We start from the raw sequence: 25,920 nt of genomic DNA, 5'->3' as shown, positions 1-25,920 counted from the left end.
TTAGAGAGTCAGAATCTCCGTTAAAGGAACGAAGCGAACGTGTTTGAGGCGAACGCCGAGTTTGAGCGTAGTTCCTTTGCTTTTAGGAGATTCTGGCTCTCTTAGTTTTTCTTAGAGCATGGAACCTGAACCAGAACCACTTTATACTGTTTTCTTCAAGGATCGAGGCCAACTACGTTAATAAATTAAATNCTTGAAGAAAACAGTATAAAGTGGTTCTGGTGAATGTGGAATGCTCTTAGGAAAAGTTAGAGAGTCAGAATCTCCGTTAAAGGAACGAAGCGAACGTGTTTGAGGCGAACGCCGAGTTTGAGCGTAGTTCCTTTGCTTTTAGGAGATTCTGGCTCTCTTAGTTTTTCTTAGAGCATGAAACCTGAACCAGAACCACTTTATACTGTTTTCTTCAAGGATCGAGGCCAACTACGTTAATAAATTAAATCCCAATCGACTTATTCTTCTCTATGCCTTATCTTCCGATATCCTTTCTGCAATCCTTTTACCAGAAGTGTCAGGTATCGCAGTACTGCCTCGGTTGCAATCGAGAATACTACGAATAACATGATACACTTCGTTGACATTCCCGTAATTGCGAATAATTTCGGCAGGAAGATGATACATAAGATACAGCCGGTCAGGCATCCTCCCCAGACTACACCGCGGAAGATATTGACCGGTTTACAGATATTGAACAGGATGATGAATCCTACGATCAGAAGCAACATCGTTGCTGCTGTCGAGATATCTGTAGTATTTACGCCAAATGTCTTACCGAACACGACCAGTGCGCCGACCATCAGTACATCGGTCAGGCCTGCCGGCAATGCCTTCAGGAATACATTGGTCAGGAAATGTCCCTGTATTCTTTCTTTATTTGGCTGGAACGCCAGGAAGAATCCAGGTACTCCGATCGTAAACATGCTGATCAGCGATATCTGGGATGGTTCCATCGGATAGGTAATCATCAGCACTACGGAGAATAAGGACAACAGGAAGGAGAAGATATTCTTCACCAGGAACAGACTGGCTGAACGCTGGATGTTATTAACCACCCGTCTTCCTTCCATTACTACCGACGGCATACATGCAAAGTTGGACTCCAGTAATACCACCTGCGAAGCCTGTACTGCCGCGTCACTTCCGGATGCCATGGCTACACTGCAGTCGGCATCTTTCAATGCCAGTACGTCGTTGACACCGTCTCCTGTCATTGCTACTGTCTTGCCCTGGTCTTTAAGGGCGTGTACGAATTTACGTTTCTGATCCGGTGTTACACGTCCGAATACTGTATAATTGGCAACCGCATCTGCAATCTCTGCATCACTGTGAAGAGTCGCTGCATCGACATAACGGTCTGCATTTGCAATTCCGGCTTCTTTTGCCACTTCAGAAACGGTCAGGGGATTATCTCCGGATATAACTTTCACTTCTACACCCTGCTCTGCAAAGTAAGCAAATGTCTCCGGTGCTTCTTTTCGGATTGGATTGGCAAGAAGGACATATCCAAGCGGCGTTACCTTGCCGGTCAGTGCTTTTCCGTCCAGTTCTCCGTCATACGTACCGAATACCAGCACACGGTTTCCTTTTCCTGCATACCTTTCAATCTCTTCTTTATATTCATCAAAATCATCTCTCAGCACGAATTCCGGTGCTCCAAGTACATGTACTTCCTCTTCGTATGTGACACCACTGTATTTGGTTGCAGATGTAAACGGAGTTACAGATCCGGCCTTCTTTCCCGTTCCTTCTTTAAAATATTCTTTTAATGCCTCCATAGTGATGTTATCACTGCTCATTGCTTTCGCAAAATCACCAAGCATTTTCGGAAGTTCCGGCATTTCATCTTTTTTATAATTTAATGTCGGAACCACATCCTTTACACTCATGTTTGTCTCTGTAATCGTTCCGGTCTTATCAACGCAAAGCACATTAACTCTTGCAAGGGTCTCAATACTCTTCATATCGTGAAGTAAAACCTTCTGTTTTGCCAGACGCATTGCACTGACTGCCATTGCCACACTCGCAAGAAGGTATAACCCTTCCGGAATCATACCGATCACAGCCGCCACCATAGAAGTAATACTGCTTCGGAATGGATCTCCGTTAAAGAAGAAGCTCTGCACGAACAGTATAATTCCGATCGGGATCAATGCGATGCCGACAAATTTTACCAGTTTGTCAAGTGAACGGATCATTTCTGACTGCTCACCTTTCTGCATTGCTTTTGCTTCCAGTGTCAGTTTGGAAATGTAGGAATCCACACCTACTGCATCCAGTCTTGCATGACATTCTCCTGCCACAATAAAGCTTCCCGACATCAGATGATCTCCCGGATTCTTGGTAATCTCATCTGATTCTCCTGTCAAAAGAGATTCATTGACCTGCACACTTCCATGTACCACTTCTGCATCAGCACAGACCTGATTTCCTGCTTTAAAGATTACAATATCATCCAGAACCAGACTCTCCGAATTGACCCGTGAAGTCTTTCCGTCTCTGACCACTGTTGCATGTGGTGCATTTAGCATATTTAATTTTTCCAGTGTCTTTTTGGAACGGATTTCCTGTATGATACCGATCAGTGTATTAAAAATGATAACCGGAAGGAATGTCAGGTTACGGAACGAGCCCACAATTATCAGAAGAATCGCCAGGACCAGAAAGATCAGATTAAAATATGTAAATACATTTTCCTTAATGATCTCTTCCGTTGTCTGCGCCGGAGGATCGACTGATATGTTGCCCCACCCGTCACGCCTGTGTTCTTCTGCCTGCGCCGACGTCAGGCCTTCCTCATAATCCGGCTCGTATCTGGTTGTCGGTGTACGTTCTATTTCATAATCACAGGCTTCTTCCTGCAGTTTTCGTTTTCGCCTGTCGTTTTTTTTCATAGAGTTCCTCCTTATCAGCTGCGTTCTAATGTTACATTCTGATTTTATCTATTATTTGTATTTAGTATACACCAGAATATGCCAATATTGTATTAACACTTTATGAATTCTGTATGTATTTTTGCTGAAAATGCAGCTCACATCTTCATGTAAACTGCATCTGCTTCCTCTATATACTCACATTTTCATCCGTACGAAGCAACGCACTTTTCGCAAGCTGGTCGGCCTCTTCGTTATAATGATTTCCTGTATGCGCTGCGACTTTGCAGAAAGATATCTTTATCTGCTCTGCTGCTTCCTGCATATGTGCCGCATACTTGCTGGTAAGCGGTGTCTTGGCCCGCCACACGCCTGTCACCCATTTTTCCACACCTTCGTAATCATAGCGGATCTCTACTGCCGGATACTCATGCTCTTTCGCCCATTGCACTGCATTCATCGCGCCGAGCATTTCTCCTGCAACGTTCCGGATCTTCACGCCTTCCGGATCACAGCCGCTTCCGGATTTTCTGAATTCTTCTCCGGCCGGTGTCAGGATCACACAGCCAAATGCATATCTTCCGATGCTTTTTTCAAAGCTTCCGTCCACATAGGCAATCACCATATTTTCCGGCACTTCAACAATTCCTGCTGCTTCTTTTTCTTCATCCTTAGATACATTTGCAGTAGTTGACATTTGCAAAAATGCCATCGCTTCTTCTCTGTCTGTGAAGCCTCTGAACTCTGCTCCGGAGTATCCGGACGTCGCTTTCTGACACTCTGCCCAGGTCTCAAATAATCCTGTCTTATGTCCTTTTCTTACTGCATATATTTTCTTTTTTGCCATATCTATTATCCCTTTCTGATAATTTCTAAGAATCTATCTCCATACTTTTCCAGTTTATGCTCTCCGACACCCGATACTTCCAACATCTCATCCCGTGTCGCCGGACGCATTACACACATACCGGCAAGCGTCTTATCTGCAAATACCATATACGGCGGTACCTTTTCTTCCGATGCGATCTCACGTCTGAGTTCCCGTAAGCTTTCGAATAATTCTGCATCTTTTTCTGAAAGTTCCGCTGCCACTGAGCCTTTTTTGCGTCTGTTCTTTTTCTCTTTTGATTCAGATTTCTTTTCTGTCTCTTCTTTCGGAAGCTTCATGATCAGCGGTTCTTCCGTTTTCATAAATGCTTTCCCTTCCGGTGTCAGACAGATCACCGGATATTGTTCGCCCTTTTCTTCCATATATTCGCGGAACTGTAATTCCCTTAATATCTGTCGTAATCTCGGAACCGTCCGCTCACTTAACACTGCATATTCCGGATTCTTATCCAGATTCTTGCCCAGGATCTTCTGACTCTTTCCGCCGTGCACGATATCGATCACCGTCGCTGCCCCGTAATTCCAGTCCAGTGCATCCAGACACCGCAGGATTGTATTCGCCTCCAATGTGATATCTACCTCTTCAAACTGTGTCTGGCAGTTCAGACAGTTTCCGCAATAAGAACTGCTCTTTTCTCCAAAATAATTCAAGATATATTGTCTTAAGCATTCTGATGTAAAGCAGTAAAATGTCATCTGTTTCAGACGGTCCAGATCCCGTTCTTTTACGATTTTACGCGTCTCTTCATCCAACTCACTGTTCTCTTCTCCATTTTCAATAAACAGACGGTTCGTCCTTACATCCCTCGGCTCATAATAAAGAATGCATTCGGACGGTTCCCCGTCACGCCCTGCACGTCCGGCCTCCTGATAATAGCTTTCCATATTTTTCGGCATATTATAATGAATGACAAAGCGTACATCCGGCTTGTCGATTCCCATTCCGAATGCATTTGTCGCCACCATGATCTGCCGCTTTCCGTATATAAAATTCTCCTGATTTTCCTTCCGTTCCTCATCCGATAGTCCGGCATGATATCTGGTCACGGAAAATCCTTCATTTCTCAGATCAAAGCTTACCTGTTCCACGCTCTTTCTCGTCAGGCAATATATAATTCCGCTGTCACCGGATGTATCGTATCCTTTTTCCTTCAGATAACTGACCAGTTCCTTATACTTATCCACAGGCTTCTTAACTGCAAAGAAAAGATTTCCTCGATCGAACCCGGTTGTTTCCACATATGGATTCTGAAGCCTTAAGATATCAAGAATGTCTTCTCGTACTTCTGCCGTCGCTGTCGCTGTATATGCACCGACCACCGGGCGGTATGACAGACGGTCCAGAAAATCCAGGATCTTGAGATAGCCCGGACGGAAATCCTGTCCCCACTGCGATACGCAGTGCGCCTCATCTACCGCTACAAAAGATATCTGCACCTGCTCAGAGAGTGCAAAATCCAGAAAGCTCTCGGTTTCCAACCGTTCCGGTGCCACGTATATGATCTTGTATCTCCCCTGTTTTGCAAGCTGCAGTGCTTTGTAATACTGTCCGGAAGTCAGAGAACTATTTAAGAAAGCTGCATGGACACCCATCTGGTTCAGCGTTCCAACCTGATCTTTCATGAGTGAGATCAGCGGCGAGATTACGATCGTAATTCCTTTCATCATAAGTGCCGGCACCTGATAACATACCGACTTTCCCGCTCCGGTCGGCATGATTCCAAGCACATCCCTGCCTTCCAGTACCGCTTCTATCACAGGGATCTGTCCCTCCCGGAAATGATCATAGCCGTAGTATTGTTTCAGTATCTTTTCCGCTTCTTTGATTGCCTTACTCATTCTGCCCCGACTCCTTACATTCTGTCTTTTTTTGTCCGTTTCTTTTCTACTCATTACTTTTTTGATCCGCAGACTTTCCCACACCCACTATGTTTTACTATCTTATCACATTTGTCTCTATCTTTCATCCTATCTTTACAATCCCCTCTTTCATGGAGAAATCCTTTTGACTTTCCGATTCTTTTTCAGTATAATTGTTTCAGTTTTTGAAATAAAGGAGGACAAACACATGGATTTCCGTCAGATCACCATGATGCAGAAGATAAAATCAGGTATGGATCGTTTTCGTGCCAACCACCCAAAATTTCCGATGTTTTTACGCGCAGTATCACAGGATGCGTTGGAGGAAGGAACGATCATTGAGATCAATGTGACCACACCGGAAGGAAAAAATTATTGTACCAATGTCAAGTTGAAAGCCGATGACATGGAACTTTTTGATTCGTTTAAAAATATGCAGGGTTAATTTTCCCTGCATATTTTTTATTCAGTGGGAACATACTAATTCTGTCATAAATATATAGCAAGGAAGGTATTTATTATGGAAGAAATGTTTTGTTTCCAGTGTCAGCAGACCGCTCATAATTCCGGATGTGAAGGGCGTGCCGGTGTCTGTGGAAAGAAAAGTGACACCGCTAATTATCAGGATGAGCTTACTGGTGCACTGATCGGTCTGTCACGTGCCGTGCGTAAAAAGCTTGCCCTGAATCCGGATGCTTCTTTCGAACATGCGGATGAACTTATCTTAAAAGGGTTATTCACCACCATTACCAATGTTAATTTTTTCAATGATACGATCATCAAACTTATTCACGAAGTAAATGTTGAAAAGGACCGGATCTATCCGGATATCATGAATTATGATGTCCGCCATATCTGGGAAGATCAGGAAGATATCCGGTCTTTAAAGTCTCTGATCCTTTTCGGGCTGCGCGGCATGGCTGCTTATGCCTATCATGCTTATGCGTTGGATTATGTAGACAAAAATGTCCTTGATTTCTTCTATGAAGGGCTCGAAGCCATCGCTTCGGAAAAGAGCAGTGACGAATTACTTGCACTCGTATTAAAAACGGGCGAGATTAATTTTCGCTGCATGGAGCTTCTGGATCATGCAAACTCCGGCACTTATGGCAATCCGGTACCGACAGAAGTTCCTCTGACCATCGAAAAGGGGCCTTTCATCGTTGTCAGCGGACATGATCTTCATGATATGGAACTGTTATTAAAGCAGACGGAAGGAAAAGGAATCAATATCTACACCCACAGTGAGATGCTTCCGGCACATGGATATCCGGAATTAAAGAAATATTCTCATTTAAAAGGAAACTTTGGAACTGCCTGGCAGAGTCAGCAGTCGGAATTTCACAACATTCCGGCACCTATTTTATTTACTACCAACTGTCTGATGCCGGTCCGTCAGAGTTACTGCGACCGGGTATTTACCACCTCCATCGTGTCATATCCGGATCTGGTGCATATCGGAGAGGACAAAGATTTCACTCCGGTTATTGAGAAAGCTCTGGAATGCAAGGGATATCCGGAAGATCATCCGATGACCGGAATCAACGGCGGGTCTACAGTCACAACCGGATTCGCCCACAATGCTGTTCTTTCTAATGCCGGGCATATCGTGGAACTTATAAAGGCCGGCAAGATCCGCCATATCTTTCTGGTCGGCGGATGCGACGGTGCCGCTCCAGGACGCAGCTATTATACGGATTTCGCCAAAGCTGCACCTATGGACACCTTGATTCTGACTCTTGCCTGCGGAAAATACCGGTTGAATGACCTGGATCTTGGTTCCATCGACGGTATTCCAAGGATCTTGGACATGGGGCAATGTAATGATGCTTATAGCGCTATTAAAGTTGCTCTTGCACTTGCGGAAGTCTTTGACTGCACCGTAAATGACCTCCCGCTCACCCTGGTTCTTTCCTGGTATGAACAGAAGGCCGTATGTATCCTGCTTACGTTATTATCTCTCGGTGTGAAAAATATCCTGCTTGGTCCAACACTTCCTGCATTCCTCTCTGAAAATGTATGGAAGATACTGGTGGAGAATTATAATATTCAGAAGATCAGTACTGTGGAAGAGGATATGAAGAAAATCCTTGGTTAATGATCTTCAAGATTTGCGAAGAACAATTCATAGAAATCATCTTCAGCCTCGATCATCGGCGAGTTCTCCCCTCCGCCATTGGTGCTTCTTTTCATTGCGGCATGGAATTCTTCTCCTGCCGCAATCAATTCCATTTCGTATAATTCGTAACCAAGATTCCGGCAGGTCTTGCAGAAGGCAGATAGCGGGTCTGCTTCTGTTCTGGTTACGAGGAGCTGTTGTTTTAACTTTTCGTCTTTTAATGCTTTGTTTTGTAATTCGTCTAATATACTTACTACATCTGCCATAATCCTCAATCCTTTCCTGCTAAAAAAGAGAGTAACACATTTCCTATGCTACTCCCTCGTCTCTAAAACTATTATATGAATTTCATTTTACCTGCGCAAGCTTTATTTTCATAAATGCATTTACTTAAATATGTTTCCCACAGATATCTGCCAGACAGCATTTCTCACAATGCGGCTTCGTCCTCGCTGTACAGACGTCTCTTCCGTGATATACCAGCCTGTGGCAGAAATCACTGCCTTCTTCCGGCGGGATAATCTTCCAAAGTTCCATCTCAACTTTCTTCGGTTCCTTGATTCCATCTACCAGACCGATCCGGTTACAGAGTCTGATGCAATGCGTATCCGTAACAATCGCCGGTTTGCCAAACACATCCCCCATGATCAGGTTCGCACTCTTTCTTCCGACTCCCGGAAGTTTCAACAATTTATTAAAATCATCCGGAACTTTTCCACCATATTCATCACGGAGTATACGCATACAGGCACTGATATCTCTCGCCTTACTCTTTCCAAGTCCACATGGTCTTACGATTTCTTCAATCTCTTCCGGTGTTGCTTCTGCCAATGCGTTGACATCCGGGTACTTTGCATATAAGCCTTCTACTACTACATTGACTCTCGCATCCGTGCACTGTGCTGCCAGACGTACACTGACCAGCAGTTTCCACGCATCGTCATAATCCAGCGTACAGTCCGCATCCGGGTATTCTTTTTTCAGGCGGTCGATGACCACCAGTGCCAGTTCTTTTTTATCCATTTTTATTACTCCTGTTCATTTCCATCCGAAAGCTTCACCATAATATAATCATGATGGATTTCTTTCAGAAATTTATCAAATACATCCGCTGTCTTCATCTTGATACTGGAAGTGTTCACACATGGATGACATCCGAATTCTTCCTGTTCCAGAAGTTCCTCATCCACCAGAAGCTGCACTTTATTCTTCTGATCAAAGATCAGTCCCATGACAGTAGCTGAGCCCGGCGTTACATTCAGATATGTTTCCATGTCTTCTCCCGATGCAAAGGATAATCTCGTGGTCGGGATCTGCTGTGACAGTTCTTTTGTCTTGAGCGCTTTGTTTCCTGGCATCAAAAGCAGATAATATGACGTTTTCTTCCGGTTACATAAGAACAGATTCTTACAGATCTCCATTCCCAGCGCTTTATCAATCTCTTCACAGGCTTCCATTGTCATGACCGCTTCGTGATCCGCTCTGATGTAGGGGATATGCAGACTGTCCAGTATATCGTAAACTTTTATTTCTTTTTCTTTTCGTCCGGATGTGTCTTCCGGGCGTCCATTGTATAACTCCATTTTATCTCTTATCCTATATCAATTTTCTTGTTCCTTCTTTTCTCACTATTATACAATTATCAATTTAGTACTACAAGTAATTTCCAGTTTATAGATTCGATTGCCACACTGTTTTGAAATGCCTATACCCTTTATTCTCCTCTATTCCACTTTCAGATATTTCTCCATCCACACTTCTGCAAGCTGCGTCCAGCTCTGTACTTCTTTCAGCGTTTTGCGGATTCCCTCTTTCTGCTTTTCCGTCCATCTTGCCGGCTTTTTACGTCCGATACCGAACTTCACCAGAAGTTCCTCTCCTTTTTCCTTTGGAAATGGAGTCTCTCCGGCCTCGATTGCCTCTGCAAGCATCTGCACCTGTTCCTGTGTATATCTTTTTCCTTCTTCCTGTCCTATATTCTGCTCTAACCACTCTTCGGTTGCCACAGATAGTCCATGGATTCCTTCTGAAAATACATGCTGTGCAAATGGTACACCAGCCTGTGCACAAGCTTGTGCAAAGAGATAACTGTTCTCCACCGGAACTGTCTGATCTGTTACGGTCTGCCACAGGAAACATGGCGGTGTATCTTTTGTCACATGATTTTCCAGCGACATATAGTCCAGTTCCTGCTCTGACGGCTCTTTTCCAAACAGTGCGACAAATGAATCTCTGTGTGCATATTTTCCTGAAGTGATGACCGGATAAGACAGAATCGCCGCATCTGGGCGGTTGGATATGTTCTGATATGCTTCTTCCGGATCTTCCACATCTTTATTATGTACACAAAGGCTTCCACACAGATGTGCTCCTGCTGAGAATCCGCAGACTGCGATTCTGTCTGGTCTGATATGGAATTCCTCTGCACGTGAACGAATCATGCGGATTGCTCTTGAGATATCGTGTAACGGCTGCATCTTCAGCGGTGCTTCATCTAACTGATTAATCGTATATTCCAGAACGAATACATTGTACCCTGCACCATAGAATTCCATTGCCGGCAGGTGCGCTTCCGATGGGGATACTTCCCGGTATGCGCCGCCCGGTGCGATGATCATTGCCGGATGCTTCTTTTCATCCTCATGAATATAGCTGAACATCACCGGTATAAAGCCATGTGCTGCCGGATAATGATACTCTTCTTTTTTCCAGATTTCGATTCTTTCATTTATCATAATTTTTATCTTCTCCTTTATTCCTTAACAATTACTTATTTCTACCGTTCTTTCCCCATTATACTTCTCTACGTCTTCAAAAACAAATAAGGATATTTCCGCATTTGTGCAAATATAATCGTTTCCACCCGTTTTCGTATCTCATCTGAATAGCCTTCTGCGTTTTCAAGCAATTCTGTCACGTCTTTTTTTGTAAAACGGAACTTTAGATTCATTTTATATAAAGATTCGGAAATATCTAATTGTTCATCGAATGCATTACATATTGTTTTCGCCTGAACCTTCTCCATAAGTGTGTAAATATCTCCCGTCAAAGGATAATCCATCGTTGTATCTGCTAAAAGCCCTGCTCCATTATCAAAGATCGGGCAGTATGCATAATCACCTTTTCCATTCATCAAGACGGCTATGTTATGCATATGCCGGTCTTCATTCAGGAAAAATGCATCTATCATCAGCAGTTTGTTCATATATACTCCAAAATTCTGAAGTCCCGTTATTCGTTCCACCTGTTGCACTAAGAAACGTAATCTTTCCTCATGATCGGGGATTCTATACATGCTTTTATACAGACTTTCTCCGAAAAAATTATGAAACAACCTCTATTATTTGTAAACAAAAAACAATCATTTTAATTGTTTTATTGATTTTAATAACTCATCTACAGAATCTGCCACTAACAACTTCTCTTATATACTTTGATATACTAACAAAGACTTCGCATCCTACATCAGATACGAAGTCTTTCTCTTAATTATTTTCTTTTTTTACTAGAGCCACCTGGGACACTAAAAAAGCCACTTTACCTGTCCCCCTGGCTTACTGCGCTGCCAGCTTCAGCATCTTCTCCAGTGGAAGTGCTGCTTTCTGGCGCATCTCCTCATCCAGATTTACCTCCGGCTGCATGGTCTCAAGTGCTTCCTTCACACCTTCCAGACGCACCATCTTCATATTCGGACAGAACTGTCTGTGCCCTACGGAGTAGAATTTCTTCTCCGGATTTTTCTGATGCAATTCATAGAATACTCCCATTTCTGTGCAGATGATAAATGTGTTATTTTCTGATTTTGTAGCATAATCGATAATCTGCGAAGTACTTCCAATAAAATCAGATAATTCCAGAATATCTCCTGTACATTCCGGATGTGTCAGTACGAGTGCTTCCGGATGCGCCTCTTTGGCTTTCTGAAGTTCTTCTTTGTGTATACTCGTATGTACATGGCAGAATCCATCATTAAAGATGAAGTGCTTCTCCGGAAGCTGACTTGCCACGAAACGACCAAGATTCTCATCCGGGATAAAGAAGATATCTTTATTCGGAAGATTCTTCACGATCTTCAGTGCATTTGACGATGTTACACATACGTCTGACTCTGCTTTGATCTCTGCGGTTGAGTTCACATAACAGACTACAGATACATCCGGGTATTCATTTCTCACTTCCCTGATCTTATCTACGTCTACCATGTGTGCCATCGGACAGTCTGCATGACCGTCTGCCATTACGACTCTCTTCTTTGGATTCAGGATCTTCGCACTTTCTCCCATGAAAGAGACCCCACAGAAAACAATCGTGCTCTCCGGAACTTTGGTTGCAATCTCTGCAAGATAATAAGAGTCTCCTACATAGTCTGCAATCTCCTGCACTTCCCCATCTACATAATAATGTGCCAGAATTACAGCATCTTTTTCCTTTTTCAGTTTTTGGATTTCATTTTTGATTTCTTCGTTCATTTCCGACTTTCACCTCTAAATAAAGTATTCGATGGTCTCTTCTTCCGTAAGTCTTGTCTTTTCATTAAATAAAATAACAGCTTCCCGCCCATCGTACGGTCCAAGGGAATACATGTTAAGTGCCGTCTTATTAAAATACTTCCACGGTACGATTCGGTTACAACATGTAGGCTGATCCAACACTCTGATGATATCTTTCTGTTCATACTCCTGGTCGCAGTAATAAGGATCAAACATCCGCACATTTTTACCATCTATCCGGTCAAATTCCCTTCTTTAACGTATTCTCACTTACCTATCATGCACCGATTCAGCCAGTTGTGTCAATGCCTGTTTTAAAATTTCTCGTGGGCATGCAATATTTATACGCTCAAATCCCTCTCCGTCCGGTCCAAACATTGCTCCGCTGTCAAGCCAGAGTTTTGCTTTGTTCTCCACCAGATCTTTTAACTGCTCTTCTTTCATGCCGAGACTCTTAAAATCCAACCATAAAAGATAAGTCCCTTCCGGCTCTGTCAGTTTGATCTCCGGAAGACTCTCTTTTAAAAATGTACGGACATAATCCAGATTTCCCTCCAGATAAATTTTCAATTCTTTTAACCACTCTTCACCGGTCTCATAAGCTGCCTGACATGCAACCAGTCCCATCAGATTCACCTGGCTGTAACCGGCTGCTGTCACTTCCGCCCGGAATCTCGCACGAAGTTCCGGATTTGAAATCCATATATTGGAAATCTGAAGTCCGGCAATGTTAAATGTCTTACTTGGTGCGGTACACGTTGTAGTGATTGCAGCGTATTTTTCATCTAAGGATGCAAATACATGATGTATATTCTCTCCATATGTAAAATCACTGTGGATCTCATCACTGACTACCAGCACGTTATGTTTCAGACAAATGTCTCCTATCTTACGAAGTTCCCACTCCTTCCACACACGTCCGACCGGATTGTGCGGACTGCACATCAGGAATAATTTTACATTTTCTTCGACAATCTTCTGCTCGAATTCTTCGAAATTGATCTCATAATGTCCGTCTATCTGCTGAAGCGGACTATTGATCAGCCTCCTGTGGTTATCTGTGATCACTTCGCTGAACGGATAGTAAACCGGCTGCTGCAGAAGAACTGCATCACCTTCTTTTGTGTAAGCCTTCACTGCCATCGCAAGTGCGAACACCACGCCCGGTGTCTTGATCAGCCATTCTTTTTCTACTTTCCATCCGAAATGCTTCTCATACCATCTGGCTGCTGCCTGGAAGTAATCATCTTTTCCTTCGCTGTATCCGTAGATTCCGTGTGCGACTGCGTCACTTAAGCTTTTCTGGATTCCCGGTGCTGTCGGGAAATCCATATCTGCCACCCAGAGCGGAAGCATATCATCACTTCTCCCTCTTTCTTTTGCGAAATCATATTTCAGGCATTTTGTTCCATGTCTGTCCACTACTTTATCAAAATCGAACTTCATCTGTGATTCCTCCTACGCAAGTGCCTGCTCAAGATCTGCGATTAGATCATCTGCATTTTCAATTCCAACTGACAATCTTAAGAAATCTTCTGTAATTCCAAGTTTCTCTCTCACTTCTACCGGCAGATCTCCATGTGTCTGAAGCATCGGGTAAGTGATCAGTGACTCTACGCCTCCGAGACTTTCTGCATAAGCGATCAGTTTCACACTTTCCAGGAGTTTCCTTGCTGTTGCTTCACTATCTACTTTGAAAGAAATCATACTTCCGAATCCGCTTGCCTGTGATGCATTTACTCCATACCCCGGATGCTCTTTCAATCCTACATAATAGACCTGTTTTACTTTTTCATGTCCTTTTAACCAGTTCGCAATCTTCATCGCATTATCCTGCTGTGCTCTTAATCTTACAGACAATGTCTTAATTCCACGCAAGATCAGATAGCTGTCAAATGGTGCAAGACAGCTTCCGACTGTCTTATATATATAACGGATCTTCTTCGCTGTCTCTTCATCCGCCGAGCACAGGAATCCTGCCAGTGTGTCATTATGTCCACCAAGGAATTTTGTCCCGCTGTGGATGACCAGATCTGCTCCCAGTTCAATCGGTCTTTGAAATAATGGTGAAAGAAATGTATTGTCAACAATAATCTTCAGATCATGTTTATCTGCGATTTCTTTCATCTTTCTGAGATCTGTGACACGCATGGTCGGGTTACTTGGTGTCTCGATATAAAGTGCTTTTGTATTCTCCCGGATACCTGCTTCTACAAGATCTGCATCTGCAGTATCTACATAAGAGAACTCCAACCCTCTCTTCCCGCCGACAGATTCAAACATTCTGACAGAACCGCCATATAGATCATCTGTACAAAGGATATGATCCCCGCGGTCAAATAACTCCAGACAAAGACCTACCGCAGCCATACCGTTTGCACATGCTACAGTATCTACCGCACCTTCCAGTGCCGACATCGTATGCTCAAGCTCTGTTCTTGTCGGGTTGCTCTCTCTCGTATAGTCATATCCGGTAGACTGTCCAATACCAGGATGGGCAAATGTCGCTGCCTGGTAGATCGGTACTGCTACTGAACCGTAAGAATGTGTCTTTTCATCTGTTCCGTTTCCGTGTATACATCGTGTCTCAAATCCGTAATTCATTATTTATTTACCTCTTTCATTGTAATCATCCAGGAAATTATATTCCATGTCATCTTTGTGGTATCCGATAATCGTTCTTAAGTTGACATTATGCACACTCCGGAAAATATTCTTTTCGATAATATCTCCCTGTTTTCTAAATTCCTTGATCAGCTCCTTCATCTCGTCACGTTTGGAACCTCTTCCGCCGCCACAGGATACACAGTTCTCTGTGAATCTGCATGCGCACTGAATGAAGTTGAGCTGATTGTAATCCCTCCATGCTATAATGTCATCTTCCTTGATCAGATACATTGGTCTGATCAGCTCCATACCCTCGAAATTCTGGCTATGGAGCTTCGGCATCATCGTCTCCACCTTTCCGCCGTAGAACATCCCCATAAGGATCGTCTCAATCACATCGTCGAAATGATGTCCGAGCGCAATCTTATTACATCCCAGTTCTTTTGCGTGAGAGTATAGATAGCCTCTTCTCATTCTCGCGCAAAGGTAACATGGATTCTTGTCAATATCTGCTACCGTATCAAATATCTGTGTCTCAAATACCGTAAGCGGAATTCCAAGTACTTTGGCGTTATCCTGAATGATCTTCCAGTTATCTTCATTGTATCCCGGATTCATTACCAGAAATACTAATTCAAAATTCGCTTTGCCATGTTTTAACAGTTCCTGAAAAAGTTTTGCCATCAGCATGGAATCTTTTCCGCCGGAAATACAGACTGCAATCTTATCTCCGTCCTGGATCAGATCGTATTCTCTGATTCCTTTCGTGAACTTTCTCCAGATTCCCTTGCGGAATTTCTTGATGATACTGCGTTCAATCTCTTTCTGCTTCTCTCCGGTAGTATTTTCATCCTGTACGAACTCACTTAGTTTCTTTCTCAAAAAGGAACGATATCCACCTTCAATATTCGCCGCATCATATCCGGCTGCTTCCAGTTCATAAACAGCATCGACACTCCATTCACCGGTATGGCATAATACATACACCGGCTTTTCTTTCGGAAGTTCTTCCATACGTTCTTCTACTTCTGCAAGCGGGATGCTGACCGCTCCCGGTACAGAGCCTCTGGTATATGCATCTGCAGGACGGACGTCCAGCACTGTGATTGTATCCTGATCTAATTGTAATAACTCTTCTATCGTGATTGTCTTCATATCTTTTAACCTCTCTTTGTGGATTGCTGTTCATGCAGCAGCTATTCCTATTAACCAGATAGGTTTTGTTATTTATCTGGTATTATATGACGTTTTTCCCTGTCTGTCAAGGAACTGAAATGTGTTTTAAAAACATTTATCTTTCAAATATACGCTAGAAAAGTTTACCACAAAAAAGAATACTGTACCAGTGGTTTCCCGCTAATACAGTATGTTTTGTTGTTTTCTCCGGACGTTCACTCCGCGCCCATTCGTAAAACCGCACCTTCGGTGCTTTCCGCTGCTTCTCAGCTACTTTTTACTCATAAGCGGGCGCTCCCTCCAAGCGTTAGAAAGACCTGCAATCCTTGTGCAAGCACAAATTGCAAGTCTTTCAACGCTTGTGTGAACTGATGTTATATATAATACATATCCTGTCCATAATCAATGTATTCCTGATACTCTTTCTCCAGATCATGCAAGGTTACTGACTGGAGGATCTCTGTCACACTATCATTTACCCTGTCGATCACCAGTTTCTGGATTGCTTTAACACTCCCGGTATATTTACCTTCTTTCGGAAGCTCCTCATCTTCGATGCGGTAGTCACCTTCCAAAGCTTCTATAATAGAAGAAACGGTAATCTCCTGTGGCGGACGGCTTAAGAAATAGCCACCCTGGGAGCCTTTTATACTCTTTACGATTCCTGCTTTTCTAAGACTTGCAAATACCTGTTCCAGATACTGTGGAGATATCTTGTTCCGCTCTGCAATGCTATTGAGCGCCACCTGTTCAGTTTTTGAATTGATGGTCAGGTCGATCAACGCTCTCAGACCATATCTGCTTTTCATTGAAAGTTTCATATATATCTCCACACTCCTTCATTATTTCTTATTCTACGGCTTTGAATGCCTCATCCAGATCCTGGATAATGTCATCAATGTGCTCTGTTCCGATTGACAGACGGATTGTATTAGGCTTGATTCCCTGATCCAGTAATTCTTCTTCTGTGCACTGGCTGTGTGTTGTTGTTGCCGGATGGATAACCAGAGATTTTACATCTGCAACGTTAGCAAGCAGTGAGAAGAGTTCCAGATTATCGATGAAATCTTTTGCTTTCTGTGCGTCACCTTTGATCTCAAATGTGAAGATAGATCCTCCGCCATTTGGGAAATATTTCTTATATAATGCCTGCTGCTCCGGATCATCAGATACAGCCGGATGGTTAACCTTCTCTACCAATGGATGGTTGTTCAGGTAATCTACTACTTTCAGTGCATTCTCAACATGACGCTCTACACGTAATGATAATGTCTCGAGTCCCTGTAAGAAGATAAATGAATGGATCGGAGAAATGGTTGCTCCTGTATCTCTTAAAAGGATCGCACGGATCTTTGTAACAAATGCTGCAGGTCCTACTGCTTTTGTAAAGCTGATTCCATGGTAGCTTGGGTTTGGCTCTGTAAGAGAAGCGAATTTTCCTGATGCTTCCCAGTCGAATTTACCGCTGTCAACGATGACGCCGCCGATTGTTGTTCCGTGTCCACCGATGAATTTTGTTGCTGAATGGATAACAATGTCTGCACCGTACTCGATCGGTCTTACAAGGTAAGGTGTTGCAAATGTATTATCTACAACGAGCGGAATCTTATGCGCATGTGCGATATTTGCAATCTTCTCAATATCTACAACGTCTGAGTTTGGATTTCCAAGTGTCTCGATATAGAGTGCTTTCGTGTTGTCCTGGATTGCTGCTTCTACTGCATCATAATCGAAGATGTCAACGAATGTGGTTGTAATTCCGTACTGTGGAAGTGTGTGCTCTAACAGGTTAAATGATCCACCGTAAATATTCTTAGCTGCTACGATATGATCTCCGTTCTGTGCGAGATTCTCGATCGTGTATGTTACTGCTGCTGCTCCGGATGCTACTGCCAGTGCTGCAACTCCGCCCTCCAGTGCTGCAATACGTTTTTCGAAAATGTCTTCTGTAGGGTTTGTAAGACGTCCGTAAATGTTACCTGCATCTGCCAGTCCGAAACGTGCTGCTGCATGATCACTGTTGCGGAATACATAAGAAGATGTCTGGTAGATCGGCACTGCTCTTGCATCTGTAACCGGATCCGGACTTTCCTGTCCTACGTGTAACTGTAATGTTTCAAATTTTAACTCTCTATTCTCTCTTGTGATTTTTTCGCTCATTGGGTTGATCTCCTTTTTCTTCATAATTTTATCTTTATTTGTTGATACTGTCCGTTCTGTCTTGGATTCTATATCTTTTTATTCTGTAAATAATGGTGTTGAATAATATCTGTCACCTGAATCTGGAAGTAATGCTACGATTGTCTTACCTTTGTTCTCCGGACGTTTTGCAAGTGCAATAGCTCCTGCAAGTGCAGCTCCTGATGAAATACCTACCAGAACTCCTTCTTTCTTAGCAAGAAGTTTTGCTGTCTCAAATGCTTCGTCTGCTTCTGCTTTGTAGATTTCGTCATAGATCTTGGTATCTAATGTATCCGGAACGAATCCGGCTCCGATTCCCTGAATCTTATGCGGGCCTGCTTTTCCTTCTGAAAGTACCGGTGAAGAAGCCGGCTCCAATGCTACGATCTGAACTTCCGGTTTCTGCTCTTTTAAGTAAGCACCGATTCCGGAAAGTGTTCCGCCTGTTCCGACGCCTGCGATCACGATATCGACTGCTCCGTCTGTATCGTTCCAGATCTCAGGACCTGTTGTCTTCTTGTGTGCTGCCGGATTAGCAGGATTTACAAACTGTCCAGGAACGAAGCTATTCGGAATCTCTTTTGCAAGCTCATCTGCCTTTGCGATGGCTCCCTTCATTCCTTTTGCTCCTTCGGTAAGTACGATCTCTGCACCGTAAGCTTTCAGGATGTTTCTTCTTTCCACACTCATCGTCTCCGGCATCGTAAGAATGATTCTGTATCCTTTTGCTGCTGCAATAGATGCAAGACCGATTCCTGTATTACCGGATGTTGGTTCGATAATCACAGAACCTTCTTTTAAGATTCCTTTTTCTTCCGCATCTTCGATCATTGCTTTTGCAATTCTGTCTTTGACGCTTCCTGCCGGGTTGAGGTACTCAAGCTTTACAAGAAGTGTTGCTTCCAGACCAAGTTCTTTTTCTATGTTTACTACTTCCACCAGTGGTGTATTTCCGATCAGTCCTAATGTTCCTTTATAAATCTTTGACATTTTGCTTCCTACCTTTCCTACTTTTTTTGTATGTTTTCTTGATGAATTTACTATACTACCTTAATTCCTATTTGTCAACTATGTTTAGTATGTTTTTTATATTTTCATTTTACATGCGCGCAAGCGCAACAACATCGCATTCGTCCCCACATTCGCTCTTCTTTTGTCATTATCCTGCACGCTCCCTTCCGTTCTTTAAACTAAATAAAACCAATCCTTATATTTCCTATTATTTTGATAGGTTTTATGGATTGGTTTTATTATATTACCGCTATGTCATATTTGTCAAGTATGTTTTACAGTTTTATCTGTATATCAAATCAATAACATTTAATATTCCATAATGCTCCGCAATCATCTTCAGTCCTTTTTTAATTTTTTCGTGACTATAATTTTGGGACAATAATGCATCTTCCGGCAGTTCATTTAGATATCCATAAAATACAAGCGCTTTTTCTAAAGCTCCTTCTTTATTCGCATCTACAAGTGTTAGTATTTCCTCTTCCATCTTCTTAATATTGTCTATACCACTTTGTCCATTCGCAGCTTCTAAGATTTTTCTATTTTCACCTTTAATTGCTCCATCTGAAATATCTACAGGTGTACCTATATCCTTGTTTAATAATAATTTCACCATTGTTCTGATAACTTCATTATTTATTCTTATTATATAATCCTGCTCATACATATATTTCACTCCTCCGATTATTAAATCATTCCAAAACTGGATGTTCCGAAATTTTAATACTAGTGTATCTCCGAAAAATACTTTCTCTAAAATATTATACATCCCGGTATCTTCCCGTGTACACTTTTATATCACAAAAGCTGTCTGGTTAGTTTTCCGATGAAATTGCATTACAGCTTTCTAATATTGCTGATCCTGACCGACCAAGCGAAAATGTAACTTTGGATGTCAGGCTGGTAGAACGGAATTCTGTCTCTACACAATAACGAAATGATTAATAACTTTTTTATAATATGAACCATATAATAGAAACCGGTATTATCTGTCTTCTGTGATCTTACCGTCTTCTATATAAAGGATTCTTTCCGAATATTCCGCCACACTGATATCATGTGTAACCATGATGATCGTCTTGTGCATTTTAGAATGGATCGTGCTGAATACATCCATTACAATCTCTGTTGACCGGGAATCGAGGTTTCCGGTTGGCTCATCTGCAAAGATCACATCCGGCTGATTTACCAGTGCTCTGCAGATAGCCGTTCTCTGTTTCTCTCCTCCGGATAATTCATATGGATATTTTCCCAGAAGATTTTGGATTTGAAAAGAAACCGCCAGTTTTTCCGCTTCTTCTTTACATACTTTATCATCTTTATGATCAAGGATCATCGGAAGCATAATATTTTCAAACACAGACAATGAATCCAGCAGATAATAATCCTGGTATACGAATCCCATGTCCTGACGTCTGATCCTCGCAAGACGGTCTCCTCTTAGTTCTTCGCTGTCGACTCCTTTAAAATACAATTTTCCTGATGTCGGACGGTCGATCAGTCCAAGTAACTTTAACAATGTCGTCTTACCGGATCCGGATTTTCCCATGATAGAGATAAATTCCTGTTCTCTGATTTCCAAATTGATGTCTTTTAGTACTTCAATTTCTGTCTCCCGCCGATCCGAAATCACATATTTCCGGGACATATTTTCCGTTCTTAATAATACATTATCTTTCATCTCTCATCCCTGCCTTTCTGGAAAACACCTGATATACTGCCACAACATACAGCATTCTTAAGAGAAGTACACCAGCTGTTAACACCCCTTCCATTCGTATACACGTTTCTGCTATGGTCTCTGGAAACATCCTTGCTCTCAAAACAGCTCTAAGGAATAATACCATTGCTGCAAGCATGATACATGTCGGGGAAACATAATAGAAACAAATCTCTTTCCGATAAACCTTTCTTCTTTCTTTTCCACTCATCCCCAGGTTTTTAAGAAATCTTTCTCGTAAAATAATTTCCTTTAATTCCATCTGACACATCGTATAGAAAATGATCATATCTACGATTATGACCATAATCATCAGATAACTGTTGATCAGAATTTTTACGGCCCTTTCTGATATGATATCTGCTTTTGCACTCTCCGAATCATAATGAAATCTTACGGTAGAATCATAGTTTCCTATATATTGGTGTGCCTCTTCTTTCTTTTCCAGTAACTGGTCTATCCGTTCCAGCATCTTATTTCTATTATTTATTCCTGATTTTACAGATATCAACACCAGTTTTGTCGGCCCCTGGATCATCGTTGCTTCTCCGTAATAGCTCTTTGCATCTTCGGCTAGAATTCCCCAGATTGCATCTGTTTTTTTCCATTCTTTTTCTGCCTTTTCAAAGTATTTATCCGAAAATACAACGATGTTCTCACTTTTTTCTGTACTATAGCATCCGGTCAGACTCCCTATTTCTTCTCCGGTTACCACTCTTTCTATATAAGTATTTTTCCTGTTTCCCCAGTCATACCCTGCGGCTGGTACACCTATGTGAAGATTTGGCCGGGATTTTCCATAAAACCAGTCCATCGGCTGTGCTTTTACGGAACGATCCTGCTGGTGTACCAGGTAAACCTTTTTTCCTTCTGCGTCCAGATCCATCTTTTTGGCTTTATAATCTTTATGGACTGCTTTTTTTAACCTGTGATATGTCGTCTCTGAAATTCCAATCTCCTGTCCCTGAATCCGTTGTTCCGCTCCCCTTTCGTCACGTTCTGTTTTATCTGCCGTTGCAACACGCACCATCGGATATTCCTCAATATGGATATCTGACTTATATGTTTCTTTCAAATTCTTTAAAAGCTTTTCATCCTTATCATCTGCAATACACATAAACTCATATGGATATAATGATGAGACCGGCTCTGCGGTAGCCGTACTGATTACCTGGAATCCAAAATAAAAACAGACCAGAAAATTCAGTATAAAGAACAAGACTCCATATCTTACAACCGTTTTAGACCGGTAATACAATTTATTGCGTTGCAGCAGATGACGGTAGTAGTTTCTTTCCTGCTTGTTCCGTATATAACTTAATATCAATGCCATACCACTTCGCAATATCAGATATGTTCCGGCAAAGAACAGACCAAGCAAATATACACTTTCATGATTATAAATTTTTCCATATTGTACTACGGCATAACTACAGCAACAGATTCCTATTACCAGTTTTCCACCCGTAAACTTTCCGGTCAGCTTTTCTTTTCTTACACTTTCCTGTGTACTGGTTATGATTCTAAAATCTGCTTCCAGTTCTTTCATAAGTAAAAAACTCAGTCCGTAAATTCCAAGAGCGAACAGACAGATTACCGGAAACGTAAGCTTTGAATAACTGCCGGTCTTTCCTTCTATACCGACCGTATCTGTAATAAATTTCCGGAATATCAGGAACATCCCTTTTCCAACAAAGAAACCAATGAACGTTGCAGCCACATAGCAGATACCTGCTTCTGTCCAGATCATCTTCCTGGTATCTGACATTGATATTCCCATTCTTTTTAATAGCATATACTGTGGAATACGTTTTCCAAGATAAGAAACCATTACCGTAATGATCAGAACGATAGCACAGAATAATAGCAACATTCCCGCATAGACAAATTGACGGCTGATTCCATCTTCCTGTAGAAGCAATACCTCACTGGAATGCTTCGCCGAAAGGATCTGATAACACATACTTCCGGAATATGCAATTGCAACGATCAGCATCTCACAGATAATTAACAATATTGTTTCTTTTCTGTTATACAGCATGTTTTTCCAAATGACTGTCTGGAATAAATTATTTTGTTTCTTTTCCGCCCGTAGATCTTTTATTCTCTGCATATTCCAATCCCCCTTGTTATTTTCTTAATGGGATTGTAAGCCTTCAAGTTGCTTGAAGGTCAATAGAATATACAGAGAATCCCGGAACAAACAATCACTGTGTCTTACTTTCTTTTATCATTTGCACAAAATATTCATGTACACTTGTGTCATCATTCAGCTCTGGATGAAATGCTGTCGCAAGCTGATTTTCCTGTCTGGCCGCTACCACTTTTCCATCTACTACGGCCAGTGTCTCTGCATTTCCATAGACATCAGCAATATATGGCGCACGGATGAATGTCATTGGAATCTTTCCAAGTCCTTTCATCTCATCTTCTGTGTAAAAACTTCCAAGCTGCCTTCCATAAGCATTTCGCTTTGCCAGAATATTCATCGTACCAAAGCATTGGACTCCATCTTCCACCTGATCTGCCAGCAGGATCAGACCGGCACAAGTTCCAAACACCGGAAGTCCGTCTTCAATCTTCTCTTTTAATATATCGTAAATATCCAGCTCAATCAGAAGCTTTCTCATAACGGTGCTTTCCCCGCCCGGAAGGATCAGTCCGTCAAAAGAACGATCCAGATCTTCTTTTTTACGGATTTCGAAATGTTCCACGCCCAGGCGGTCCAGCATCTGTCCATGTTCTAAGAATGCTCCCTCCATTGCCAAGATTGCAATCGTCATCTTATTTTCCTCTTTCTGCCATTAATAATTCAATTTCCTGTTCGTTGATTCCCACCATTGCTTCGCCAAGATCTGTTGAAAGTTCAGCGATCAGTTTGGCATCTGTGTAGTTCGTAACTGCTTTCACAATAGAAGCCGCACGCTTTGCAGGATTACCAGATTTGAAGATTCCGGAACCTACGAATACACCTTCTGCTCCAAGCTGCATCATCAGTGCCGCATCTGCCGGTGTCGCAACTCCGCCTGCTGCAAAGTTTACGACCGGAAGCTTTCCATTTTCATGAACATATTCCACAAGATCAACCGGAACCTGTAACTGTTTTGCTGCTTCGAATAATTCATCTGCTCTTAAGTTTTGGATGCGGCGGATCTCCGCATTCATGGCTCTCATATGACGTACTGCCTGTACAACATCTCCGGTTCCCGGCTCGCCTTTTGTACGGATCATGGATGCACCCTCTGCGATACGGCGGAGTGCCTCGCCGAGATCTCTTGCACCACATACAAATGGTACTTTGAACTCTTTTTTATTAATGTGGTAAATGTCATCGGCCGGTGAAAGTACTTCGCTTTCATCGATATAATCAATCTCGATTGCTTCCAGGATCTGCGCTTCTACAAAATGTCCGATTCTGCATTTTGCCATAACCGGAATGGATACCGCTTCCTGAATGCCGCGGATCATCTTCGGATCGCTCATGCGGGATACGCCGCCTGCTGCACGGATATCTGCCGGGATTCTTTCCAGTGCCATGACTGCACATGCACCTGCTTCTTCTGCGATCTTTGCCTGCTCCGGAGTTGTTACATCCATGATAACTCCGCCTTTTAACATCTGTGCCAGCTGCTTATTTAATTCATATCTGTTCTCTTTCATAATTCCTGTACCTTTCCTATCTGTTTTCTGTGAATTTTCTTTGAGTCTTATCATACGCTCATCTGGTATTTTTTAAACAGCCAGTTTTCATGCTTTTGTGCATGCCAGTTTCACATAAAAAATACAGCAGACTTTTGCCTGCTGTACATTTTCTTGTTTTTTATTCATTTACATTTACAGATCCAGCTTGCCGCACTTCTCTTCATGATTATTTACCAAATCTGCAAGTGTCACACTATCCACATACTGGTCGATTACTTTCTTAAGTCCTTCCCAGAACTCAAGTGTGGAACACTGATCCTGTCTCTCGCAGCGATTCGGCACGTCATCCAGACACGCAATCGGCGCAAGGCTTCCTTCCGTTGTACGGATAATATCTCCGGCTGTATATTCTTCCGGCTCTTTCGCCAGCATATAACCACCGTTATTGCCACGATAACTTCTTACATATCCGGCCTTTGTCAGCATCGGCATAATCTGTTCCATATATTTTAATGTAATTCCCTGTCTTGCCGATATGTCTTTCAGACGAATATATTCCCCATTTGCATTCTCTGCCAGATCAATCATAATTCTCAGTGCATATCTGCCCTTTGTTGATATCTTCATAGTACTTCACCTTTCATCCGGGTCTCTTCTCCCGGTTCATCTCCTACTTAATTACTATGATATCACATTTTTTGACAAATGCCAATCCTCCGAACCATTCGTCCGTTATCCTTTTTCGCCTTTTTTAATCCTGGAATGTCTTTAAAGCATCAATTGTTCTCTGAATCAGATCTTCCAGTGTCCATCCAAGCATATCCGCTCCGCGTTCGATGACTTCTCTGGAACATCCTGCTGCGAAATTCTTGCTCTTGTATTTTTTCTTTACAGACTTTAATGTCAGATCCTGTACACTTTTTGACGGACGCATCAATACAACAGCTCCGATCAGACCCGTCAGCTCATCAACCGCATACAATACTTTTTCCATCTCGTGCTCCGGTTTGATATCCACTGTAATCGCATAGCCGTGACTCGCCGTTGCATGGATGATCTTCTCATCGATTCCCCGTTCTTTCATGATCTCCTGCGATTTGATACAGTGTTCTTCCGGATATTTTTCAAAATCCAGATCATGTAAAAGTCCTACGATTCCCCAGAAATCTTCCTCATCCGCAAACCCGAGCTCTCTTGCAAAATAACGCATCGTATTCTCTACCGTCTGTGCGTGCTGGAGATGAAATTCATCCTGATTATATTCGGTTAATAATTCCCATGCTTCTTCTCTTGTCATATGGCAGTCCTCCGTTTATTTCATGTTATTTTTGTGTTCCTTTATTATATGAACATAGTTTT

At 42.4% G+C, this 25,920-nt stretch carries 25 protein-coding genes; 2 read left to right on the top strand and 23 right to left on the bottom strand.

From position 1 onward, the window contains the following. Positions 1 to 449 precede the first annotated feature (449 nt). The 3 genes from GT508_RS06450 to recQ all read right to left on the bottom strand — a co-directional run bounded on the left by GT508_RS06450 (position 450) and on the right by recQ (position 5,594). The gene (locus GT508_RS06450) at positions 450 to 2,888 is read right to left on the bottom strand and encodes a cation-translocating P-type ATPase (RefSeq protein WP_161143819.1); all 2,439 of its coding nucleotides are present in this window, start codon (positions 2,886 to 2,888) and stop codon (positions 450 to 452) included. Positions 2,889 to 3,057: 169 nt separating this feature from the next. Beyond that, positions 3,058 to 3,714, bottom strand: coding sequence for a ribonuclease H1 domain-containing protein (locus GT508_RS06445; RefSeq protein ID WP_006428390.1), 657 nt, complete (start codon positions 3,712 to 3,714; stop codon positions 3,058 to 3,060). Positions 3,715 to 3,719: 5 nt separating this feature from the next. Continuing rightward, a complete protein-coding gene (gene recQ, locus GT508_RS06440; RefSeq protein WP_161143818.1) occupies positions 3,720 to 5,594 on the bottom strand; it encodes a DNA helicase RecQ in 1,875 nt (624 codons plus the stop codon). A 229-nt stretch (positions 5,595 to 5,823) separates the two neighbouring features. Between recQ and GT508_RS06435 the strand changes: the two genes are divergently transcribed. Next, positions 5,824 to 6,060, top strand: coding sequence for a hypothetical protein (locus tag GT508_RS06435; protein WP_161143817.1), 237 nt, complete (start codon positions 5,824 to 5,826; stop codon positions 6,058 to 6,060). 84 nt (positions 6,061 to 6,144) lie between these two features. Further along, entirely contained in the window at positions 6,145 to 7,713 is a 1,569-nt protein-coding gene (hcp, locus tag GT508_RS06430; protein WP_334296714.1) for a hydroxylamine reductase, read from the top strand. On the opposite strand, the gene GT508_RS06425 is transcribed toward hcp, so the two are convergent. From GT508_RS06425 to GT508_RS06330, 20 genes are all read right to left on the bottom strand, one after another. Further along, positions 7,710 to 8,000 carry a hypothetical protein gene (locus tag GT508_RS06425; protein WP_161143815.1) on the bottom strand — a complete coding sequence of 97 codons (291 nt, stop codon included), beginning with the start codon at positions 7,998 to 8,000 and terminating at the stop codon, positions 7,710 to 7,712. The two genes, hcp and GT508_RS06425, sit on opposite strands and share 4 nt — an antisense overlap. Before the next feature lie 124 nt (positions 8,001 to 8,124). Then, positions 8,125 to 8,757 (bottom strand): endonuclease III domain-containing protein, encoded by a 633-nt coding sequence (locus GT508_RS06420; protein WP_161143814.1) that lies wholly within the window; start codon positions 8,755 to 8,757, stop codon positions 8,125 to 8,127. 5 nt (positions 8,758 to 8,762) lie between these two features. Continuing rightward, positions 8,763 to 9,317, bottom strand: a complete 555-nt coding sequence (locus tag GT508_RS06415) for a prolyl-tRNA synthetase associated domain-containing protein (protein WP_161143813.1) — start codon at positions 9,315 to 9,317, stop codon at positions 8,763 to 8,765. A gap of 141 nt (positions 9,318 to 9,458) precedes the next feature. Next, positions 9,459 to 10,469 carry an alpha/beta hydrolase gene (locus GT508_RS06410; RefSeq protein ID WP_161143812.1) on the bottom strand — a complete coding sequence of 337 codons (1,011 nt, stop codon included), beginning with the start codon at positions 10,467 to 10,469 and terminating at the stop codon, positions 9,459 to 9,461. A 68-nt stretch (positions 10,470 to 10,537) separates the two neighbouring features. Beyond that, positions 10,538 to 10,939, bottom strand: a complete 402-nt coding sequence (locus GT508_RS06405) for a hypothetical protein (protein ID WP_243144082.1) — start codon at positions 10,937 to 10,939, stop codon at positions 10,538 to 10,540. Positions 10,940 to 11,288: 349 nt separating this feature from the next. Continuing rightward, positions 11,289 to 12,203 (bottom strand): quinolinate synthase NadA, encoded by a 915-nt coding sequence (gene nadA / locus GT508_RS06400; protein ID WP_055193428.1) that lies wholly within the window; start codon positions 12,201 to 12,203, stop codon positions 11,289 to 11,291. A 15-nt stretch (positions 12,204 to 12,218) separates the two neighbouring features. Further along, positions 12,219 to 12,446, bottom strand: a complete 228-nt coding sequence (locus GT508_RS06395; protein ID WP_243144081.1) for a hypothetical protein — start codon at positions 12,444 to 12,446, stop codon at positions 12,219 to 12,221. A 48-nt stretch (positions 12,447 to 12,494) separates the two neighbouring features. Next, positions 12,495 to 13,670: a MalY/PatB family protein gene (locus GT508_RS06390; protein WP_161143811.1), complete on the bottom strand. Its 1,176-nt coding sequence runs from the start codon at positions 13,668 to 13,670 to the stop codon at positions 12,495 to 12,497. Positions 13,671 to 13,682: 12 nt separating this feature from the next. Continuing rightward, complete coding sequence (locus GT508_RS06385; protein ID WP_055215471.1) at positions 13,683 to 14,828, bottom strand: trans-sulfuration enzyme family protein; 1,146 nt, start codon at positions 14,826 to 14,828, stop codon at positions 13,683 to 13,685. Between the two features lie 3 nt (positions 14,829 to 14,831). Then, positions 14,832 to 15,986, bottom strand: a complete 1,155-nt coding sequence (locus tag GT508_RS06380) for an ATP-binding protein (protein WP_006428372.1) — start codon at positions 15,984 to 15,986, stop codon at positions 14,832 to 14,834. 395 nt (positions 15,987 to 16,381) lie between these two features. Next, the gene (locus GT508_RS06375; protein ID WP_022415467.1) at positions 16,382 to 16,828 is read right to left on the bottom strand and encodes an RrF2 family transcriptional regulator; all 447 of its coding nucleotides are present in this window, start codon (positions 16,826 to 16,828) and stop codon (positions 16,382 to 16,384) included. 28 nt (positions 16,829 to 16,856) lie between these two features. Continuing rightward, positions 16,857 to 18,167: an O-acetylhomoserine aminocarboxypropyltransferase/cysteine synthase family protein gene (locus GT508_RS06370; RefSeq protein WP_022415468.1), complete on the bottom strand. Its 1,311-nt coding sequence runs from the start codon at positions 18,165 to 18,167 to the stop codon at positions 16,857 to 16,859. A gap of 78 nt (positions 18,168 to 18,245) precedes the next feature. Further along, positions 18,246 to 19,178: a cysteine synthase A gene (gene cysK, locus GT508_RS06365; protein WP_006428369.1), complete on the bottom strand. Its 933-nt coding sequence runs from the start codon at positions 19,176 to 19,178 to the stop codon at positions 18,246 to 18,248. Between the two features lie 304 nt (positions 19,179 to 19,482). Then, a complete protein-coding gene (locus tag GT508_RS06360) occupies positions 19,483 to 19,866 on the bottom strand; it encodes a DUF6483 family protein (RefSeq protein ID WP_161143810.1) in 384 nt (127 codons plus the stop codon). A gap of 318 nt (positions 19,867 to 20,184) precedes the next feature. Continuing rightward, positions 20,185 to 20,880: an ABC transporter ATP-binding protein gene (locus tag GT508_RS06355; RefSeq protein WP_055282997.1), complete on the bottom strand. Its 696-nt coding sequence runs from the start codon at positions 20,878 to 20,880 to the stop codon at positions 20,185 to 20,187. Beyond that, the gene (locus tag GT508_RS06350; RefSeq protein ID WP_161143809.1) at positions 20,870 to 23,032 is read right to left on the bottom strand and encodes an ABC transporter permease; all 2,163 of its coding nucleotides are present in this window, start codon (positions 23,030 to 23,032) and stop codon (positions 20,870 to 20,872) included. Before GT508_RS06350 ends, GT508_RS06355 begins: the two co-directional genes overlap by 11 nt. Before the next feature lie 94 nt (positions 23,033 to 23,126). After that, complete coding sequence (gene pdxT / locus GT508_RS06345) at positions 23,127 to 23,702, bottom strand: pyridoxal 5'-phosphate synthase glutaminase subunit PdxT (RefSeq protein ID WP_161143808.1); 576 nt, start codon at positions 23,700 to 23,702, stop codon at positions 23,127 to 23,129. Position 23,703: 1 nt separating this feature from the next. Then, positions 23,704 to 24,579 (bottom strand): pyridoxal 5'-phosphate synthase lyase subunit PdxS, encoded by an 876-nt coding sequence (pdxS, locus tag GT508_RS06340; protein WP_028086810.1) that lies wholly within the window; start codon positions 24,577 to 24,579, stop codon positions 23,704 to 23,706. Positions 24,580 to 24,753: 174 nt separating this feature from the next. Further along, complete coding sequence (locus GT508_RS06335; RefSeq protein ID WP_022416350.1) at positions 24,754 to 25,188, bottom strand: RrF2 family transcriptional regulator; 435 nt, start codon at positions 25,186 to 25,188, stop codon at positions 24,754 to 24,756. A gap of 124 nt (positions 25,189 to 25,312) precedes the next feature. Then, on the bottom strand, positions 25,313 to 25,858 hold the full coding sequence (locus GT508_RS06330) for a hydrolase (protein ID WP_161143807.1): 546 nt from the start codon (positions 25,856 to 25,858) through the stop codon (positions 25,313 to 25,315). Positions 25,859 to 25,920 lie beyond the last annotated feature (62 nt).

This window comes from Dorea sp. BIOML-A1, from assembly GCF_009875615.1.
In the GTDB taxonomy this organism is placed as follows: domain Bacteria; phylum Bacillota; class Clostridia; order Lachnospirales; family Lachnospiraceae; genus Dorea_A; species Dorea_A amylophila.
This window is presented reverse-complemented; position numbering and strand designations above follow the sequence as displayed.

Bases quoted from the DNA above. Each gene is read 5' to 3' on its own strand.
- GT508_RS06450 (WP_161143819.1), bottom strand. From the start codon at position 2,888: ATGAAAAAAAACGACAGGCGAAAACGAAAACTGCAGGAAGAAGCCTGT.
- GT508_RS06445 (WP_006428390.1), bottom strand. From the start codon at position 3,714: ATGGCAAAAAAGAAAATATATGCAGTAAGAAAAGGACATAAGACAGGA.
- recQ (WP_161143818.1), bottom strand. From the start codon at position 5,594: ATGAGTAAGGCAATCAAAGAAGCGGAAAAGATACTGAAACAATACTAC.
- GT508_RS06435 (WP_161143817.1), top strand. From the start codon at position 5,824: ATGGATTTCCGTCAGATCACCATGATGCAGAAGATAAAATCAGGTATG.
- hcp (WP_334296714.1), top strand. From the start codon at position 6,145: ATGTTTTGTTTCCAGTGTCAGCAGACCGCTCATAATTCCGGATGTGAA.
- GT508_RS06425 (WP_161143815.1), bottom strand. From the start codon at position 8,000: ATGGCAGATGTAGTAAGTATATTAGACGAATTACAAAACAAAGCATTA.
- GT508_RS06420 (WP_161143814.1), bottom strand. From the start codon at position 8,757: ATGGATAAAAAAGAACTGGCACTGGTGGTCATCGACCGCCTGAAAAAA.
- GT508_RS06415 (WP_161143813.1), bottom strand. From the start codon at position 9,317: ATGGAGTTATACAATGGACGCCCGGAAGACACATCCGGACGAAAAGAA.
- GT508_RS06410 (WP_161143812.1), bottom strand. From the start codon at position 10,469: ATGATAAATGAAAGAATCGAAATCTGGAAAAAAGAAGAGTATCATTAT.
- GT508_RS06405 (WP_243144082.1), bottom strand. From the start codon at position 10,939: ATGAACAAACTGCTGATGATAGATGCATTTTTCCTGAATGAAGACCGG.
- nadA (WP_055193428.1), bottom strand. From the start codon at position 12,203: ATGAACGAAGAAATCAAAAATGAAATCCAAAAACTGAAAAAGGAAAAA.
- GT508_RS06390 (WP_161143811.1), bottom strand. From the start codon at position 13,670: ATGAAGTTCGATTTTGATAAAGTAGTGGACAGACATGGAACAAAATGC.
- GT508_RS06385 (WP_055215471.1), bottom strand. From the start codon at position 14,828: ATGAATTACGGATTTGAGACACGATGTATACACGGAAACGGAACAGAT.
- GT508_RS06380 (WP_006428372.1), bottom strand. From the start codon at position 15,986: ATGAAGACAATCACGATAGAAGAGTTATTACAATTAGATCAGGATACA.
- GT508_RS06375 (WP_022415467.1), bottom strand. From the start codon at position 16,828: ATGAAACTTTCAATGAAAAGCAGATATGGTCTGAGAGCGTTGATCGAC.
- GT508_RS06370 (WP_022415468.1), bottom strand. From the start codon at position 18,167: ATGAGCGAAAAAATCACAAGAGAGAATAGAGAGTTAAAATTTGAAACA.
- cysK (WP_006428369.1), bottom strand. From the start codon at position 19,178: ATGTCAAAGATTTATAAAGGAACATTAGGACTGATCGGAAATACACCA.
- GT508_RS06360 (WP_161143810.1), bottom strand. From the start codon at position 19,866: ATGTATGAGCAGGATTATATAATAAGAATAAATAATGAAGTTATCAGA.
- GT508_RS06355 (WP_055282997.1), bottom strand. From the start codon at position 20,880: ATGAAAGATAATGTATTATTAAGAACGGAAAATATGTCCCGGAAATAT.
- GT508_RS06350 (WP_161143809.1), bottom strand. From the start codon at position 23,032: ATGCAGAGAATAAAAGATCTACGGGCGGAAAAGAAACAAAATAATTTA.
- pdxT (WP_161143808.1), bottom strand. From the start codon at position 23,702: ATGACGATTGCAATCTTGGCAATGGAGGGAGCATTCTTAGAACATGGA.
- pdxS (WP_028086810.1), bottom strand. From the start codon at position 24,579: ATGAAAGAGAACAGATATGAATTAAATAAGCAGCTGGCACAGATGTTA.
- GT508_RS06335 (WP_022416350.1), bottom strand. From the start codon at position 25,188: ATGAAGATATCAACAAAGGGCAGATATGCACTGAGAATTATGATTGAT.
- GT508_RS06330 (WP_161143807.1), bottom strand. From the start codon at position 25,858: ATGACAAGAGAAGAAGCATGGGAATTATTAACCGAATATAATCAGGAT.